Origin of the sequence: Candidatus Palauibacter sp. (assembly GCF_965261555.1) — a bacterium.
GTDB lineage: Bacteria > Gemmatimonadota > Gemmatimonadetes > Palauibacterales > Palauibacteraceae > Palauibacter.
In genome coordinates this window covers 199821-216108 of sequence record NZ_OZ253465.1, presented here as the reverse complement: position 1 = coordinate 216108, position 16288 = coordinate 199821, and the positions used below count along the sequence as shown (strand labels likewise).

The following is a 16288-nucleotide window of genomic DNA, read 5'->3' as shown; positions in this document are numbered from 1 at the left end:
GCGTGCCCCGAAGGATCTGGCTCGTCGGCCTGTCCGGGGCGGGGAAGAGCACGATAGGTCCCCTCCTCGCGCGGCGGTTGGAGTATCGCTATGTGGATCTCGACCGCGAGGTCGAGGAGCTGGCGGGAACGACGATCCCTCGCCTGTTTCGCGACGGCGGGGAAGCCGGGTTCCGACGGCTCGAGGCCACGGCCGCGTCCCGGGCGGCGCGGGAAACGGATGTCGTCGTGGCGACCGGGGGCGGGTGGATGGCGCGCCGGGACATCGACCGCACATCCGGCGGCCGCGTGCGCGTCTGGTTGCGCGTTCGCCCCGAGACCGCGATCCATCGCCTCTCCCGGGAGGGTGCCGAAGCCCGGCCGCTGCTGGCCGGACCCGACCCCGCGGCCGCGCTCGCCACGCTACTCGCGGCCCGGGAGGCCGCCTACGCGGAGGCCGAGGTCGTGCTGGAGACGGATGGACGGGAACCGGAAGATGTCGTGGAGTTGGCGCTGAGAAGTCTACGGCGTTTCGCCGCCTGTCCGCCGGCGGACAGGGAAGGACGAACGGAAGGACAACAGGAGAGTTGAGAGACCGCCCGTGAATCTCGTCATCGTGGAGTCGCCCGCGAAGGCCCGCACCCTCGAGTCGTATCTCGGGGCCGGCTTCAGCGTGCAGGCATCCGTCGGGCACGTCCGGGACCTCCCCCGGAGCGGCCTCGGCGTCGACGTCGAAAAGGGGTTCGAACCGGAGTACGTCACGATCGAGGGAAAGGAACCCGTCCTCCGGAAGCTGCGCGCTGCGGCGGCGAAGGCGGATTCCATCCTTCTCGCCACGGACCCCGACCGGGAGGGCGAGGCGATCGCCTACCACATCGTGGAGGCCCTGACCGCACGGAAGCGGGCGCTTCGAGAGCGCTTCCACCGCATCACGTTCAATGAGATCACGAAGAGTGCCGTGCTCGAGGCGCTCGAGCGGCCGGGAGAGATCGACCTCCCCCGCATCGAGGCCCAGCAGGCGCGCAGGATTCTGGATCGTCTCGTCGGGTACAGGGTCTCCCCGCTCCTGTGGAAGAAGATCAGGCCCGGACTCTCCGCGGGCCGCGTGCAATCGGTCGCCGTCCGCCTGCTCGTGGAGCGCGAACGGGAGCGGCGCGCCTTCCGGAGCGGCGCATGGTGGCGGCTGCGCGCGCACCTCGCTGCGGACGGAGGCGCCTTCACGGCCGATCTGGCTGCGCTCGACGGGGTGGCGATCGCGAGAGGGCGGGACTTCGATGAGCGCACCGGCGCCCTCAAGTCCGGTCGCAGGGTCGTCCTGCTGGACCGGGAGCGCGCCGAAGCGCTCCGCGCGCGGTTGTCCGGCGCGACCTTCACGGTCGTCAGCCTGCAGGAGAAGCGGTCGAAGCGGAGCCCGTATCCTCCGTTCACGACGGCGACGCTCCAGCAGGAGGCCAACCGCAAGCTGAACCTCGGAGCCCGAGAGACGATGCGGATCGCCCAGGCGCTCTACGAAGCCGGCCGCATCACCTACATGAGGACCGATTCCGTCACCCTCTCCGAAGCCGCGATCACGGCGATTCGAAGCCGCGTGGCGACCCGGTACGGCCAGGAATACCTGAGCCCGGCCCCACGGCGCTACAAGACGAAGTCGCGCTCGGCGCAGGAGGCCCACGAGGCGATTCGCCCGGCCGGCACCGACATGCGGACGGCCGACGAACTCGGACTCACCGGCCGGCAGAAAGCGCTCTACGAACTGATCTGGAGACGCGCCGTCGCCACGCAGATGGCGGATGCCCGGCTGCGGCACCTGAACGTGCAGGTGGATGCGGAGGAGGCGCGCTTCCGCGCCGCGGGGAAGGTCATCGAGTTCCCCGGATTCTTCCGCGCCTACGTCGAAGGCTCGGACGACCCGGACGCGGCGCTGGAGAACCAGGAAACGGTGCTCCCCGACATGCGGGAAGGCCAGACGCTCGAGAACCGCAAGCTGGAGAGTCGGAAACACGAGACGAAGCCGCCTCCCCGCTTCACGGATGCGGCGCTCGTGAAGGAACTGGAGGCGGATGGAATCGGGCGTCCATCCACCTACGCCGCCATCATCTCGACCGTCGTCGATCGAGGGTATGCCGTACGACAGAACAAGCAACTCGTCCCCACCTTCATCGCCTTCGCGGTGACCGGTCTCCTGGAAGATCACTTCCCGAACCTCGTCGACACCGGGTTCACGTCCGAGATGGAGGAGGCGCTGGACGAAATCGCTCGCGGCAACGTGGACTGGCGCGCCTACCTCGGGGAGTTCTACAGCGGGGGAGAGGGTCTCGAGGCGCGACTTGTCGAGCGCGAAGCGGCCATCGACCCGCGCGAGGCCTCGACCGTGCGGCTGCAGGACCTCACTCCCCGCGTGCGGATCGGCCGCTACGGGCCCTTCCTCGAACTCGAGAGCAACGGCGACCGGCTCACCGCGTCCCTCCCCGACGACGTGGCCCCGGCCGATCTCAGCGAGGAGCAGGCGATCGATCTCCTCCGGAAGCGGGCGGAAGGGCCGGATCGTCTGGGGGAGGACCCCGATTCCGGAGAGGACATCTACCTCATGGAGGGGCGCTTCGGCCCCTACGTCCAGCGAGGCGAGCGGGCGGACGGAAAGAAGCCGAAACGCGCGTCCCTCCCGAAGAACCTTCGGCCCGAAGAGGTGTCGCTGGCGACGGCGCTCAAGCTGCTTGCCATGCCGGCCCCGCTCGGCCCGCACCCGGAGAGCGGCGATCCCGTGAAGGTGGGAATCGGGCGCTACGGCCCGTACGTCGTCCACCAGCGGGACTATCGCTCGCTGACGGAGAACGACGATCCGCTCGAGATGACCTTCGAGCGCGCCATGGAGCTGCTCTCCGCGCCCAAGACGCGGGGCCGCCGTGCGAGCGCCACGCCGCTGCGGGAAGTCGGTGCGCACCCGAATGACGGCGAGTCGATCGCGATCTACAAGGGTCGCTACGGTCCCTACGTGAAGCACGGCAAGACGAACGCTTCGCTGCCGAAGGGGACGGAACCCGACGAGGTCACGCTCGACGTGGCGCTGGACCTGCTGAAGAAGCGGAAGGAGCGCGACGCGACCAGAAAGGCGGGGGGACGGCGCGGCGGCCCCCGAAAGAAGTCGCCGAGAAAATGACCCGAACGTCCGCGCCCGCCGATGCACGAGCGCGAGCCCGGCGCGCATGGGTCGACGACTTCCTTCGCTACGCCCGTGCGGAGCGTCGGCTGTCCACTCGCACAGTGTCCGCGTACCGCCGTGACCTCGATCAGTTCGAGGCCTTCGTGAGCGGGTACGAGGGTACGCACGACTGGGGTTGGGCCGACGTACATCGCGTGTCCATCCGGTCATTCATGGGGGACCTTGAGTTGCGCCGGCTGAAGCGTTCCTCGATCGCCCGCAAGCTCGCCGCCGTGCGCGCCTTCTTCGCCTTCCTCCAGCGCACGGACCGCGTGGACTCCAGCCCGGCGCTGCTGATCCGCACGCCGCGGAAGGACCGGACGCTCCCCTCCTTTCTGAGCGAAGAGGACGCCCGCGAACTGCTCGACTCCGCCGGCGAAGCGGCGCGCCGGGACGGATCCGCGGTGGCGCTCCGGCGCTGGGCCCTCCTCGAGTTGCTGTACTCCTGCGGCCTGCGGCTGGCGGAGGTGCACGGTCTCGATGTGACCGCCGTGGATCGCGGCACCGGGCAGGTTCGCGCTCTCGGCAAGGGCGGGAAGGAGCGCGTCGTCCCTCTCGGCCGGCGCGCCTCGGAGGCGCTCGGCGCCTATTTCGGGAAGCGGGGGGAGGGCGACTCCCGCGCCGCGTTCCTCTCCGTTCGCGGCACCCGCCTCTCGCGGCGGCAGATCCAGCGCGACGTGACGGCCCAACTCGCGCGGGTCGCGGACGGTGAGCGGCTGACCACTCACTCGCTGCGCCACTCCTTCGCGACCCACCTTCTCGACCGGGGGGCGGACCTCGTCTCGGTGAAGGAGATGCTGGGGCACGCGAGTCTGAGCACGACCCGGATCTACACGCACACATCCGTGGACCGCCTCAAGCGCGTACACTCCCGGGCCCATCCGCGCGGAGGAGAATGAAGAGAATGATACGAGCCACGACGATCCTCTGCGTTCGGGTCGGGGGCGAGGTCGCGATGGCGGGCGACGGCCAGGTGACCATGGGAGAAACCGTCGTCAAGGCGAAGGCGAGCAAGCTCCGCACGATGCGCGATGGCCGGATCCTCGCGGGCTTCGCCGGCGGCGTCGCCGATGCGCTCACCCTGTTCGAGAAGTTCGAGGCGCAACTCGAGCGCTACCCTCGCCACCTCACCCGCGCGGCGGTGGAACTCGCGAAGGAGTGGCGGAGCGACCGCTATCTTCGGCGGCTCGAGGCGCTGCTCGCCGTCGCCGACCGGGAGACGAGCCTGCTGATCGCCGGCACGGGAGAAGTCATCGAACCGGACGACGGCATTCTGGCGCTCGGTTCCGGAGGGCCGCACGCGCTCGCCGCCGCGCGGGCCCTCGCCCGCCGGACGGATCTGCCGGCCGCGGAGGTGGCGCGGCAGGCCCTCGAGATCGCGGCGGAGATCTGCGTGTACACGAACCGGGAGATCACGGTGCTCGAGCTTTCGGGCAGCGCCGACAGCAACGGGAAGGAGCCATGACGACGAGCGATGGCGGACAGGTGACGCACCGCCCCGACATCAGCCCCGCCCCGGATCCCGGCGACCCCGGCATCGCGGCGGCGCTCACCCCGCGACAGATCGTCGAGGAACTCGACCAATACATCATCGGACAGGACGAGGCGAAGAAGGCCGTCGCGATCGCGCTCCGCAACCGCTGGCGCCGGCAGAACGTCGACGAGGGGATGCGGGAGGAGATCCTCCCCAACAACATCATCCTCATCGGCCCCACCGGCGTGGGGAAGACCGAGATCGCCCGCCGCCTCTCGCGGCTCGCCGGGGCTCCGTTCATCAAGGTCGAGGCCTCGAAGTTCACCGAAGTGGGCTACGTCGGCCGCGATGTGGAATCGATGATCCGCGACCTCCTCGAGATCGCGATCAAGCTCGTTCGCGAGGAACAGGAGGCCCGGCACGGAGAGACCGCCGACCGGCGGGTCGAGGAGCGCCTGCTCGACCTGCTTCTCCCTCCCGTGGCGGAGGGCGAGCCCGCGGCGGGTTCCGGCGGCGGCGCGCAGCGGCAGTTCGTCGTGTCGCTCGCGGGACAGGCATCGGAGACCCGCTCCGATGAGCCTTCCGAGCAGCGCAAGCAGCGCACGCGAGAGAAGCTCCGCGGCCTCCTGCGCGACGGGATGCTCGATGAGCGGGAGGTAGAAGTCGAGGTCAGCGACAGCTCGATCCCGATGCTCGATGTGGGGGGCGGCATGGAGGGCGTGGACTTCAACGTCGGGGAAGTCCTCAAGGGGGTGCTGCCGAAGAAGACGCGCCGCCGCCGGGTCACGGTCGCGGACGCCCGCCGGATCCTCCGCTCCGAGGAACTCGCGAACCTCGTGGACATGGAGGAGGTCACGGAGCAGGCGCTCCGCCGGACCGAGAGCATGGGGATCGTCTTCCTCGACGAGATCGACAAGGTCGCCGGGAAGCACGGCGGCTCCGGACCCGACGTTTCGCGCGAGGGCGTGCAGCGCGACCTCCTGCCCATCGTCGAGGGATCCACCGTCAAGACGCGACACGGGATGGTCCGCACGGATCACATCCTGTTCATCGCGGCCGGGGCCTTCCACATCGCGAAGCCCTCGGACCTGATCCCCGAACTCCAGGGCCGGTTCCCGATCCGCGTGGAACTCGAGAGTCTGGACGCGGAGGCGTTCACGCGCATCCTCCAGGAACCTCGCTACGCCCTCCTCGCGCAGTACCAGGCACTCGTGGAGACCGAGTCCGTCCGGCTCGAGTTCGAGGAGAGCGCGGTGCGCGAGATCGCCCGCATCGCCAGCCATGTGAACGAAAGGACGGAGAACATCGGCGCCCGGCGCCTCCATACCGTGCTCAGCACGCTCCTGGAGAAGATCCTCTTCGATCTGCCGGAAGCGCGGGCGGACGAGACGATCATCGTCGACGCGGACTTCGTGCGGGATCGTCTGTCGCGCATCGCCGACGACGAAGATCTGAGACGATATATCCTCTGAACGGAGAGCCGAGGACTCACGAAGCCATGGACCGGACCCGACACTTTCTCTCGATCGCCGACTGGTCGCCCGAGCGGCTGCGCGAGGCCCTCGATCTCGCCGACCGCCTCAAGGCCGATCCCGACGCGGCGGGCCGTCCCCTCACCGGGAAGACGCTCGCCATGATCTTCACCAAGAGTTCGACCCGCACCCGGGTTTCCTTCCAGGTGGGGACGCACCAACTGGGCGGGCAGGCGCTATTCCTGTCATCGCGCGACATCCAGATCGGGCGCGGGGAACCGCTCTCCGATACGGCGCGGGTTCTGTCGCGCTTCGTGCACGGGATCATGATCCGGACGTTCGCGCAGTCCGATGTCGAGGCGCTGGCCGAGCACGGTTCGATTCCCGTCATCAACGGACTCACGGATCTGCTGCACCCGTGCCAGATCATGGCGGATCTGCAGACCGCGCGCGACGAGTTCGGCCCCGATCTCTCCGGACGGACCGTCGCCTGGATCGGCGACGGCAACAACGTCGCGAACTCGTGGTTGAACGCGGCGGCGAAGCTCGGTTTCCGGCTCCGTCTCGCCTGCCCCGAGGGCTACGATCCGGACTCCGCGATCCTCGCCGCCGCGGGACGTGCGACGCAGGTCGATCTTTTCCGGGCGCCCGCGGAGGCGGCCGAGGGGGCGCACGTCGTGACGACGGACGTCTGGGCCTCGATGGGACAGGAGGAGGAAGCCGCGGAACGCGCACGGGCTTTCGAGGGATACCATGTGGGCGCGGAGGTCATGGCCCGGACCGCCGACGATGCGATCTTTCTCCACTGCCTGCCCGCCCACCGCGGCGAGGAGGTCGCCGCCGAAGTCATCGACGGGCCGGCGTCGCGCGTGTGGGACGAGGCGGAGAACCGGCTCCACTCGCAGAAGGCGATCCTCACCATGCTCATGGGAGCCGCAGCGTGAAGGACCTGAAAGAGACGCCGCTATTCGAAGAACACGTCCGGCTGGGCGGGAAGATCGTCCCCTTCGCCGGCTACGCGATGCCCGTCCAGTATCCGACCGGCATCCGGGCCGAACACCGCGCCGTGCGCGAGAAGGCGGGCCTGTTCGACGTCTCCCACATGGGAGAGTTCCGCGTGCGCGGCGAAGACGCACGGGCGTTCGTGGCCTACGCGACGACGAACGACCCTTCGGGCCTGGAGCCGGGAGACGCGCAGTACAGCGCGATGTGCCACGCGACCGGCGGCGTGATCGACGACCTCATCGTCTACTGCATGGGCGAGGCGGATTATCGACTCGTCGTGAACGCCGCCAACATGGCGAAGGATTGGGCGCACCTCAGCGGGCTCGCGCAGGACTTCGACGTGGAGATGACGGACGAGAGCGATGAGATCGCCCTCCTCGCTCTCCAGGGGCCCCTGGCCGAGGTGATGCTGGAGCCGCTGACCGAGTACCCGCTGGCGGACATCGAGTACTACCGCTTCGCGCGCGGCGAGGTGGCCGGCGCGCCGTGCGTCATCAGCCGGACCGGGTACACGGGCGAGATCGGGTTCGAACTCTACCTGCCCAACCAATACGCGGTGCCGACGTGGCGGGCGCTCGTCACGGCCGGCGCCGTCCCCACGGGCCTGGGCGCCCGCGACTCGCTCCGGCTCGAGATGGGCTACGCGCTCTACGGCAACGACGTGGACGACGAGACGACCGCGCTCGAGGCCGGACTCGGGTGGCTCGTGAAGCACGCCAAGGGCGACTTCGTGGGCGGGGAAGCGCTTGCGGCGCAGCGTGCCGAGGGCCTCACCCGCAAGCTCCGTTTCCTGCGACTGCTCGAGCGGGGCTTCCCGCGGCCGGGGTACGACGTCCGGTTCGAGGGGGAGGCTGTCGGTGTGGTCCGCAGCGGCACCGTGAGCCCTTCCATGGGGCACGGGATCGCCACGGTCTATCTTCCGGTGGCCGCCGGGTTCGGCGACGCGGTCGAAATCATGATCCGGGGGAAGGCAATCGCGGCCGAGGTTGTGCGTCCGCCCTTCTACCCGCGCGGCTCGCTGCACCGCATCGCGCCGCGGATCGCCGTCGTGACGGTGTCCGACGCCGTGTTCGCCGGAGAGCGGGAAGATGGTTCCGGGGACCTCATCAAGGCGTGGATCAGGAGAAGCGCGTACTCGCTCGCCGGCGCGGACATCGTGCCCGACGAGGGCGAGGCCATTGCCTCGCGGCTCCTGCACTGGTGCGATGTGCAGGGGGTCGACGTCGTCCTCACGACCGGCGGCACCGGGCTCGCCCCGCGCGACGTGACCCCGGAGGCGACGCGTTCCGTCCTGGAGCGCGAGGCGCCGGGCATCGCTGAAATGCTGCGTCGCATCGGCGCCGAGTCGACGCCGTACGCCGCGCTTGGCCGCGGGCTGGCCGGCATTCGCGGCGAGACGCTCATCGTCAATCTGCCGGGAAGCCCGCAGGGCGTCTCCGAAGGCCTCGTCGCGCTCGAGCGGGTGGTCGACCACGCTGTCGACCTGCTGCGCGGCGATACCGTACTCGCGTCTCCCGGCGGCTGATGGCGCGCGTCTTCGTCGACGGGCGCGCGGTCGAGGCCGCCATCGCCGTCCGCCAGGCGGCGCAGGCCGATGGGCACGAGGTCGAGTTCGTGGAGTCCGTGCGCGAACTCGAGGGGCGGCTGGGCGGAGCGGCCGAGGTCGCGCTGGTCCTCACGGGCCCTCCCGACGAATCGCGCGCCGCCGCGATGCGGGGCCTGTTCGAGGCGGAGATCCCGCGCCCCCCCGTGCTCGGACTCACGGAGGAGACCCACCCCGACGCGCGCCGGCAGCTGGCACGGTCCTTCGACCTCGACGAGGCGCTCGCGCTTCCCCTCGATACCGACGAGATGCGGGTCGTCCTGCAGACGCACCTCGACCGCTACGACCTCCAGCGAAAGACAGGGATCATCGGGCGCACCGAGGCCGTGCGCGAGATCCTCGAGCGGGTGCACATGATCGCCCCCGTGATGAGCACCGTTCTCCTCACCGGCGAGAGCGGAACCGGAAAGGAACTCGTGGCGCGCGCCTTCCACCGGCTCTCCCCGAGGCGCGCCAGGGCCTTCATCGCGGTGAACTGCGCCGCCCTCCCGGAGTCGCTGCTCGAATCCGAACTGTTCGGGCACGAGAAGGGCGCCTTCACCGGAGCGACCTCGCTGCGGCGGGGGATGTTCGAACTCGCCGATGGCGGCACGCTCCTCCTCGACGAGATCGCAGAGATGCCGCTCCCCACCCAGACGCGGCTCCTGAGGATCCTCGAGAGCCGCCGCTTCATGAGGGTGGGCGGGGACCACGAGATCCAGGTCAGCGTACGCGTCGTCGCCGCCACGAACCGCGACCTCAGGCAGGCCGTCGAGATGGGGGAGTTCCGCCGCGACCTGTACTACCGTCTGAACGTCCTCAGCGTCCACGTCCCCCCGCTCCGGGAACGGCGCCGCGATATCCCCGTCCTCATCCGCCGCTTCATCTCGGAGTTCAGCCGCCAGCACGACCGGGAGTTCCGCGGACTCGCGCCGGAAGCGCTCCAGATCCTCCTCGACTACGACTGGCCGGGGAACGTCCGTGAACTCCGCAACCTGATCGAGTCCATGGTCGTGCTCGCCCCCGGCTCCGTCATCCGCCCGGAGGACATCCCGCCGGAGATCCGGTCCGGCGGCGTGAGCCTCGTGCCGTCCCCCGCGCACATCGCGCCTCCGGTCGACGCGGGCGCCGGGTCCATCCCGAGTTCACCGCAACTCGCGTTCGTCTTCCGCACGCTCGTCGACCTCAAGGTGGACATCGACGACCTCAAGCGGGAGTTCGAAGCCTACAGGCTCGGCGCTCGCCGACTCCCGGCCCCTTCCCGGAGCGGGGCGGGGAACGACATCGAGGACGCGATCGAGATCGACATCACCGACGCGGTCGACGCGATCGCGATCGATGCGACCGGGGCCGAAGTCGTCTCGCCAGCCGGGGAAGGCCGGGAGCCGGAGGAGGCGGACATGATCGCGATCCGACCCGGGATGACGATGGAGGAGATCGAGCGCGAGGCGATCATCGCCGTGCTCCGCCAGTCCGGCGGCAACCGGCGCAGGGCCGCGGAGGCTCTGGGCATCGGCGAGCGCACGATCTACCGCAAGATCCGGAAGTACGGCATCGAACACTAGCGTGGCGTCGCGCCCCGCACCGGCGCGGGCCTCGTCACTCCGCCGAACCGGTCTCCGCGCGGGCCTTCAGCTCTCGTGCGACGTCGTTGAAGCCGCGGCGCACGAACCCTCCGAAGAGCAGCATCACGAGCGGGATCAGAAGGCCGGAAAAATCGTCCGTCGTGCGGTACCGGCAGCGTCCATTACCCACCGCCTCGAGACGCTGCTCCCGCAGGGCGCAGATCAGAAAGCGGTGCCCCATCGTCGTGCTCCAGGCGATGAGGTGCGGCGGTTCGACGGCCTCGATCCGTTCGATCTGCTTCAGTCTCCAGGGTCCCATCCTGACGTACAGTTCGACCGGCGAGCCGATCTCGAAGTCCGTGGCGACCGAGGGCGTGAATGGATTCCATTCGCCGTAGCGCTCGAAGTCGGTGAGGACCTCCCACGCCCGTTCGATCGGCGCGTCGATTTCCACGGTTTCCGAACTCACATGCCCCTTGAACACGGCGAAGCCCTCCCGCTGCGATTTCACTCCGATTCACCCGTGGCGAGCCCGCGGGGACCCTCTTCGCCCGGTCGCGGATGTCGCGCCAGCAGGGCCTCGCTCTCCCGCCACAGTCGTGCGCCCGCCGCGGCGTCCATGGCCGGCGCGGACATCTCCTTCTCCCGCATCAGGTGCAGATAGACCCCGCTGCGCCGACCCATGTCCTCCGCGCAGCACGCATGGGCCACGGGCGCCACCGCCTTGTCGGGCGCCGCGAAGAGCAGGCGTCTCGTCGGGTGGAGCAGGGGTTTCAGGAACCACGGCGCTTCCCGCATCAGGTCGGAGTCGACCGCCCCCGGGCACAGCGAGTTCACGGCGATCCTCACCTCTCCTTCCGGGTTCAGCCGGCGCGACAGCTCCTGGGCGTAGGTGCACAGGTGCAGTTTGCTCAACGCATAGTACTTAAGGCCGTCCTTCAGGCCGTAGTCGGTGAACGCGCCGAAATTGCCGAAGTCGATCGAATCGGCGGCCCGGTGCGTTTCGGACACGATGAAAACGATTCTGGGAGTCTCACCGTCGCGGCCGGCGGGTCGAATCGTGCCGTCCGCCAGGAGCCGGTCGATCAGTACGCGGTTGGCCAGGAAGTGAACCGCGAACATCAGCTCGTAGCCCTGGGCCGACCTGCGTGCCTTCGCCGGCATCACGCCGGCGTTCAGGACGAGGATGTCCACCCTGCGGCGCTCGCGTTCGAGGCGGTCGCACAGCGCGTGTACGGAGTCGAGGTCGGCCAGGTCCACGTGCAGCATGTCGACCGCATCGGAACCGGCGAGGCGCCGAACCTCCTCACCGGCATCGGGATGACCGCTCCGGCAGGCCATGAGCACCTCCCCGCCGCGTTTCGCCAGGTCGACGGCCACCGCCCTGCCCAGCCCCCGGTTCGCCCCGGTGACGAGGCACACCCTGCCGTCGAGGCGGACGTTCTCCGGGAGCGGCCTGAGCGTGGCACGCTGGGAGAAACGATCGACGACCCCGCTGGCGAAGGCGCTGAACTTCCTGTTGTAGTTCGTGGTTCGCATGTCTCACCGTTCCTCGTCGCGGGTTCCCGGCGAGGTGCCATCGAGCATCGCGGTCTCGTCGGGGATGCGATACTCCCGCAGGTAGGCGTCGCAGTACTCGTCAATCGTGCCGTCGTCGAAACCGAAGTGGGTCGCCGAATACACGTGTCGGCCATGGCGACCCGCGGGACCGCCCCGCGACACGGCCTCCGCGGCGGCCTCGGCCTCCGCCGTGAAATCGATCCCCGCGGCCCGGTATATCCTTCGCAACTCCGCGAGCGGGTCGGCAAGCAGATCGTAGTAGGACACATCGACGAACCCCCGATTCCCGGCGTTCCTTCGCACTGACATGGAGCGCTCGATCAGGCGGCGCGTCTTCCGCATCCAGTGCGTCCCGATCTCCTCCGGGTCGACGTGGTCGCTGAAGATCCCTCGGCCGTGGGCCACCATGCTCCAGAATGAGGGAATGGATTTCTTTGGGTCCCGGTGCGTCTGGACGACGCAGACGCCGGGGAAGACACCGCGGATGACGTCGAGATACTCCACGTGGTGGGGCGTCTTCAGCACCCAGCCGGCGCCCGGACGCTGCCAGTGCAGGATCTTGAGCACCGTGCGCAGGTACTCGTAGCACCTCGTGTGATCCTGCGCTTCGAGCCACGCGGAATAGCCCGGCACGTGCATCGCCGCTTCCGCCGACTGGCTCATGAACGAGAGGTCGAGGAGCAGGACATCTTCCTCCGGCGCATCGTGGGCGATGGGATGGATCGCCAGGAACTCGGGGGCCAGAAAGCGGATCGTCCGGACCGCCAGCTTCGCCCGCCCGATGCGGCCCCGCGGGTCGCCGGTCCGCTCACCGGGGAGGGGGAGGGGATTCAGCGCCTCCCACGACTTCAGCGAGCGGATCCCGGGACCCGCCGCGATCAGCCGGTGCAGCAGCGTCGTGGCCGTCCGCTGAAGACCCGCGATGAGGATGACCTTCCCGAGCCCGATGTCGAGAATCTCCGGCTTCTCCCGCAGCAGCCGCTCCACCCGCAGCCGGGTGGAGAGCGCCGATACGATCCGCACGTGCTGGATCCGCGCCCCGAGCGGCGTCAGCCTCGCCTCGGCGTTCATCGATCCCACGAGGACCTCGAGCGGCTCCAGGAACCACTCATCGCCGAAGTCGGAGAGCCCCGTCTTTCGCCTCGCCGCGGCGACCATCCGGTCGACGTTCAGAGGGCCGCCGAAGCCGAGCCTGCGGGCCGCGCGCCCCGCGGCGTTGAAGATCGACACCGGCAGGGGCCGGTAAGGTCTGCGGTACTCCGTCGAGGTCTGCACCGGGTTCTCGTCCCCCCGGCTACGAGTCGCCGCGCGCGTCCAGCTCCGAGAACTTCACGAGCCGGGTTTGCGGCTGCGGATGCGCCTCCGCCCGGATCCAGCGGAAGCACATCGTCCCGGACGTGTGGCCCGCGGTCTCGATCCAGTTCGGGAGCCCGGGGTCCTCGTGGGCCACCACCAGGCGCACGGAGCCGTCCGCTTCGTGGTGCGCGAGGTGCTTGTTCGTGTGGATGGTGTGATAGCGGTAGTCGAGCGACTCCATCCAGTAGTTGTTCAGCTGGAAGTTCCAGTGCTCGCACTCGGGGGGCACGGCCACGATCACCAGGGCCTCGTCCTCGGCCACCGCCCAGTGGCTGTGATAGTAGACGATATTCGGGTCGCCCCCCGCCTGGAGCGACACGTCCGGATCGAACATGGGCAGCGTGTTCGAGTGCTTCCTGAAGCCGCGGGCCCAGTTCGCGAACAGCATCGCCGCGCCCGCGACCAGCGTCCCGGCGGACTTCAACCCCTCGTCGATCTGCTCCGGCGTGAGGGAATGAGGCTGCTTCTCGTCGTCCGGACAGCCGATGCGCTCGATGTGCAACTCGGCCGGCTCCTCGGTCTCCCGGTCGAGGAAGGTCTGGCGCACGATCAGCGTCCGGCTCTCCGCCGTCATCGGGAGCCAGTTTCCTTCGTGGCGCCGGGTGCTGACGATGAGTTCGAAGGTCCCGTCCTCGCCGATCTCGATCTCGCTCGCCTCGACGTAGCCCGTGGGGGGCAGACCCCCGCTCTGCCCGTAGTGGCCGGCCTGCGTGCCGAAGCCGAGGTACCTCACGGTGTTGCGCCGCCCCGAGATCCTGTACTCGAAGTCGCCGTGAATCGCGGCGGTCTGGTAGTAGTTGTCCGGGTTGTCGCTCCCCAGCTTCACGGTCTCGTGGGCCACGCGGTGCAGCACGGGCGCCCGCGGGTCGGCGTGTTCCACGAAAGCCATGAGCCCCCCGCGGGTCAGGCGGCTGAGATACCGGTATCCCTCCGCCTGGTTGAACGGATCGCGGGGTGCGCCCGGGAAGGTGAGCGCGGCTCCGGCCGCCTTGAGCGTGTCGCAGAATTCATCCCACGACTTCCCGCTCACCACGCGCTGCGCGGCCGTGTCCGCCGGGGTCCGGCCCCGAAGCTTCTGCGCCGCGAGCGAGAGGCGCCGAAAGAACCCGAGCAGTCCGATGACGAGCCCTCTCATCGCGTCTCCTTTCGGCCCGCGCCCGTGGCCTCGACGTGCCGGGTGCCGCGGGCGATGAGTCGGATCGGCTAGTCGGGCGCCGCCTCGGCGATGAGGGCGGCGATGCTCTCCCGCAGCGTGTCGATACCGGCGCCGGTGCGGGCAGACGTCTCGACCAGCTGATCCGCATCGAGATCGAGCGTCTCGCGCAGCTTCTTCGTCGCCCGCCGGCGCGCGGACCGGTTCAGCTTGTCCGCCTTCGTGAGCGCGAAGAGCGTCGGCGTCCCGGTCGCCCCCAGGAACTCGATCATCCGCTCATCGTCGTCCGTGAGTCCGCGGCGCGCGTCCACGAGCAGCACGAGCCCGAGCAGCTTCGGCGTCCGGCGCAGGTATCCGTCGATCAGCCGTCCCCACTTCTTCCGCACGGTCTTCGGCGCCTTCGCGAACCCGTAGCCCGGCAGATCGACGAGCATGTAGCGGTCGTCGACGAGGAAGAAGTTGATCTCGCGCGTGCGCCCGGGCTGCTTCGAGGTTCGCGCGAGGCTCTTCCGCCCCACAAGCCGGTTGAGCAGCGAGGACTTCCCGACGTTCGAGCGCCCCGCGATCGCGATCTGCGGGAGGTCGCGCGGCGGCTTCTGGCCGGCCGCGCCGATGGCGCCGACAAACTCGACCGTCCTGACGCGCGCGACGCCCCGGTCCGTCGGCGGCACGGGCCCGCTACGCTTCCCTGCGCTTGGCCCCGGGCTCGAGGATGAGGAGCGGCTGGTTGCTCTCCTCGACGGTCTCCCGCGTGACGACGATCTCGCGGATGTCCATGCGCCCCGGCAGGTCGAACATCACGTCGAGCATGATGGATTCCATCACGGCTCTCAGTCCGCGGGCGCCCGTCCCGCGGTCGATCGTCTTGCGCGCGATCGCGCGCAGCGCCTCCGGGTCGAGCGTGAGGCCCACGCCCTCGAGTTCGAACATCTTCGTGTACTGCTTGAGCAGCGCGTTCTTCGGACGCTGCAGGATCTCGACCAGCGCGTCCTCGTCGAGGTCGTGCAGCGCAACGAGCACCGGCAATCGCCCGACGAGTTCGGGGATGAGCCCGTAGCGGAGCATGTCCTCGGGTTCGACGCAGGCGAGGAGGTTCTCCTCGTCGTTCGGCGCCACCCCTCCCGCAATGAAGTCATCCCGGAAACCGATCTGCCGACGCCCCTGCCGCTCCTGGATGATCTCCTCGAGCCCGTCGAAGGCGCCGCCGCAGATGAAGAGGATGTTCCGCGTGTCGATCTGGATGTACTCCTGCTGCGGATGCTTGCGCCCGCCCTGGGGCGGCACGGACGCCACCGTCCCCTCGAGGATCTTGAGCAGCGCCTGCTGGACGCCCTCGCCGGAGACGTCGCGCGTGATCGACGGATTGTCCGATTTGCGCGCGATCTTGTCGATCTCATCGATGTAGACGATGCCGCGCTCGCACTCCGCCACGTTGTATTCGCCCGCCTGCAGGAGCCGGACGAGAATGTTCTCGACGTCCTCCCCCACATACCCCGCCTCGGTGAGCGTCGTCGCGTCCGCGATCGTGAACGGGACCTGGAGAATCCGTGCCAGCGTCTGCGCGAGCAGCGTCTTGCCCACTCCGGTGGGACCGAGCAGCATGATGTTCGACTTCTCGATCTCGACGTCGTCGACGAGACTGCGGTGGTTGATCCGCTTGTAGTGATTGTAGACGGCGACCGAGAGCGTCTTCTTCGCCATCTCCTGACCGATCACGTACTCGTCGAGCGTCGCCTTGATCTCCGCCGGTGTCGGGATCTCCGTGAAGCGTCCGCCCTGTTCGCGCTCCTCTTCCTCGGCGAGGATTTCGTTACAGAGCGCGATGCACTCGTTGCAGATATAGACGTTGGGTCCGGAGATGAACTTCTGGACGGCGTCCTTGGACTTGCCGCAGAAGGAGCAGCGCAGGTGCTTGTCGCTCGGCATCGTCGCCTCCCCTCGGTC

At 69.0% G+C, this 16288-nt stretch carries 14 protein-coding genes; 8 read left to right on the top strand and 6 right to left on the bottom strand.

Features of this window, described 5'->3' with window-relative positions; translation table 11 throughout:
- The first annotated feature begins 2 nt into the window (after positions 1-2).
- The 8 genes from ACQY5G_RS00865 to ACQY5G_RS00830 are packed head-to-tail and all read left to right on the top strand — an operon-like array spanning position 3 to position 10275.
- A complete protein-coding gene (locus ACQY5G_RS00865; protein WP_428276113.1) occupies positions 3-569 on the top strand; it encodes a shikimate kinase in 567 nt (188 codons plus the stop codon).
- A gap of 10 nt (positions 570-579) precedes the next feature.
- Positions 580-3135, top strand: a complete 2556-nt coding sequence (gene topA / locus ACQY5G_RS00860) for a type I DNA topoisomerase (RefSeq protein WP_428276112.1) — start codon at positions 580-582, stop codon at positions 3133-3135.
- A complete protein-coding gene (locus tag ACQY5G_RS00855; protein WP_428276110.1) occupies positions 3132-4076 on the top strand; it encodes a tyrosine recombinase XerC in 945 nt (314 codons plus the stop codon). Before topA ends, ACQY5G_RS00855 begins: the two co-directional genes overlap by 4 nt.
- A gap of 5 nt (positions 4077-4081) precedes the next feature.
- The gene (hslV, locus tag ACQY5G_RS00850; protein ID WP_428278622.1) at positions 4082-4642 is read left to right on the top strand and encodes an ATP-dependent protease subunit HslV; all 561 of its coding nucleotides are present in this window, start codon (positions 4082-4084) and stop codon (positions 4640-4642) included.
- Complete coding sequence (gene hslU, locus ACQY5G_RS00845) at positions 4639-6123, top strand: ATP-dependent protease ATPase subunit HslU (RefSeq protein WP_428276108.1); 1485 nt, start codon at positions 4639-4641, stop codon at positions 6121-6123. The genes hslV and hslU overlap by 4 nt, the downstream gene beginning before the upstream one ends.
- 26 nt (positions 6124-6149) lie before the next feature.
- A complete protein-coding gene (gene argF / locus ACQY5G_RS00840; protein WP_428276106.1) occupies positions 6150-7067 on the top strand; it encodes an ornithine carbamoyltransferase in 918 nt (305 codons plus the stop codon).
- Positions 7064-8653, top strand: a complete 1590-nt coding sequence (gene gcvT / locus ACQY5G_RS00835) for a glycine cleavage system aminomethyltransferase GcvT (RefSeq protein WP_428276104.1) — start codon at positions 7064-7066, stop codon at positions 8651-8653. The genes argF and gcvT overlap by 4 nt, the downstream gene beginning before the upstream one ends.
- Entirely contained in the window at positions 8653-10275 is a 1623-nt protein-coding gene (locus ACQY5G_RS00830; RefSeq protein WP_428276102.1) for a sigma 54-interacting transcriptional regulator, read from the top strand. The genes gcvT and ACQY5G_RS00830 overlap by 1 nt, the downstream gene beginning before the upstream one ends.
- Positions 10276-10309: 34 nt before the next feature.
- Here the strand turns inward: ACQY5G_RS00830 and ACQY5G_RS00825 are convergent, their stop codons facing one another.
- From ACQY5G_RS00825 to clpX, 6 genes are all read right to left on the bottom strand, one after another.
- The gene (locus ACQY5G_RS00825) at positions 10310-10786 is read right to left on the bottom strand and encodes an SRPBCC domain-containing protein (protein ID WP_428276100.1); all 477 of its coding nucleotides are present in this window, start codon (positions 10784-10786) and stop codon (positions 10310-10312) included.
- On the bottom strand, positions 10783-11814 hold the full coding sequence (locus ACQY5G_RS00820; protein WP_428276098.1) for an SDR family NAD(P)-dependent oxidoreductase: 1032 nt from the start codon (positions 11812-11814) through the stop codon (positions 10783-10785). Before ACQY5G_RS00820 ends, ACQY5G_RS00825 begins: the two co-directional genes overlap by 4 nt.
- Positions 11815-11817: 3 nt before the next feature.
- On the bottom strand, positions 11818-13110 hold the full coding sequence (locus ACQY5G_RS00815; RefSeq protein WP_428276096.1) for a sulfotransferase family protein: 1293 nt from the start codon (positions 13108-13110) through the stop codon (positions 11818-11820).
- A 19-nt stretch (positions 13111-13129) separates the two neighbouring features.
- The gene (locus ACQY5G_RS00810; RefSeq protein WP_428276094.1) at positions 13130-14326 is read right to left on the bottom strand and encodes a DUF1214 domain-containing protein; all 1197 of its coding nucleotides are present in this window, start codon (positions 14324-14326) and stop codon (positions 13130-13132) included.
- A 68-nt stretch (positions 14327-14394) separates the two neighbouring features.
- Entirely contained in the window at positions 14395-15015 is a 621-nt protein-coding gene (gene yihA / locus ACQY5G_RS00805; protein ID WP_428276092.1) for a ribosome biogenesis GTP-binding protein YihA/YsxC, read from the bottom strand.
- A 7-nt stretch (positions 15016-15022) separates the two neighbouring features.
- Positions 15023-16270 (bottom strand): ATP-dependent Clp protease ATP-binding subunit ClpX, encoded by a 1248-nt coding sequence (gene clpX / locus ACQY5G_RS00800; protein WP_428276090.1) that lies wholly within the window; start codon positions 16268-16270, stop codon positions 15023-15025.
- Between the last annotated feature and the right edge of the window lie 18 nt (positions 16271-16288).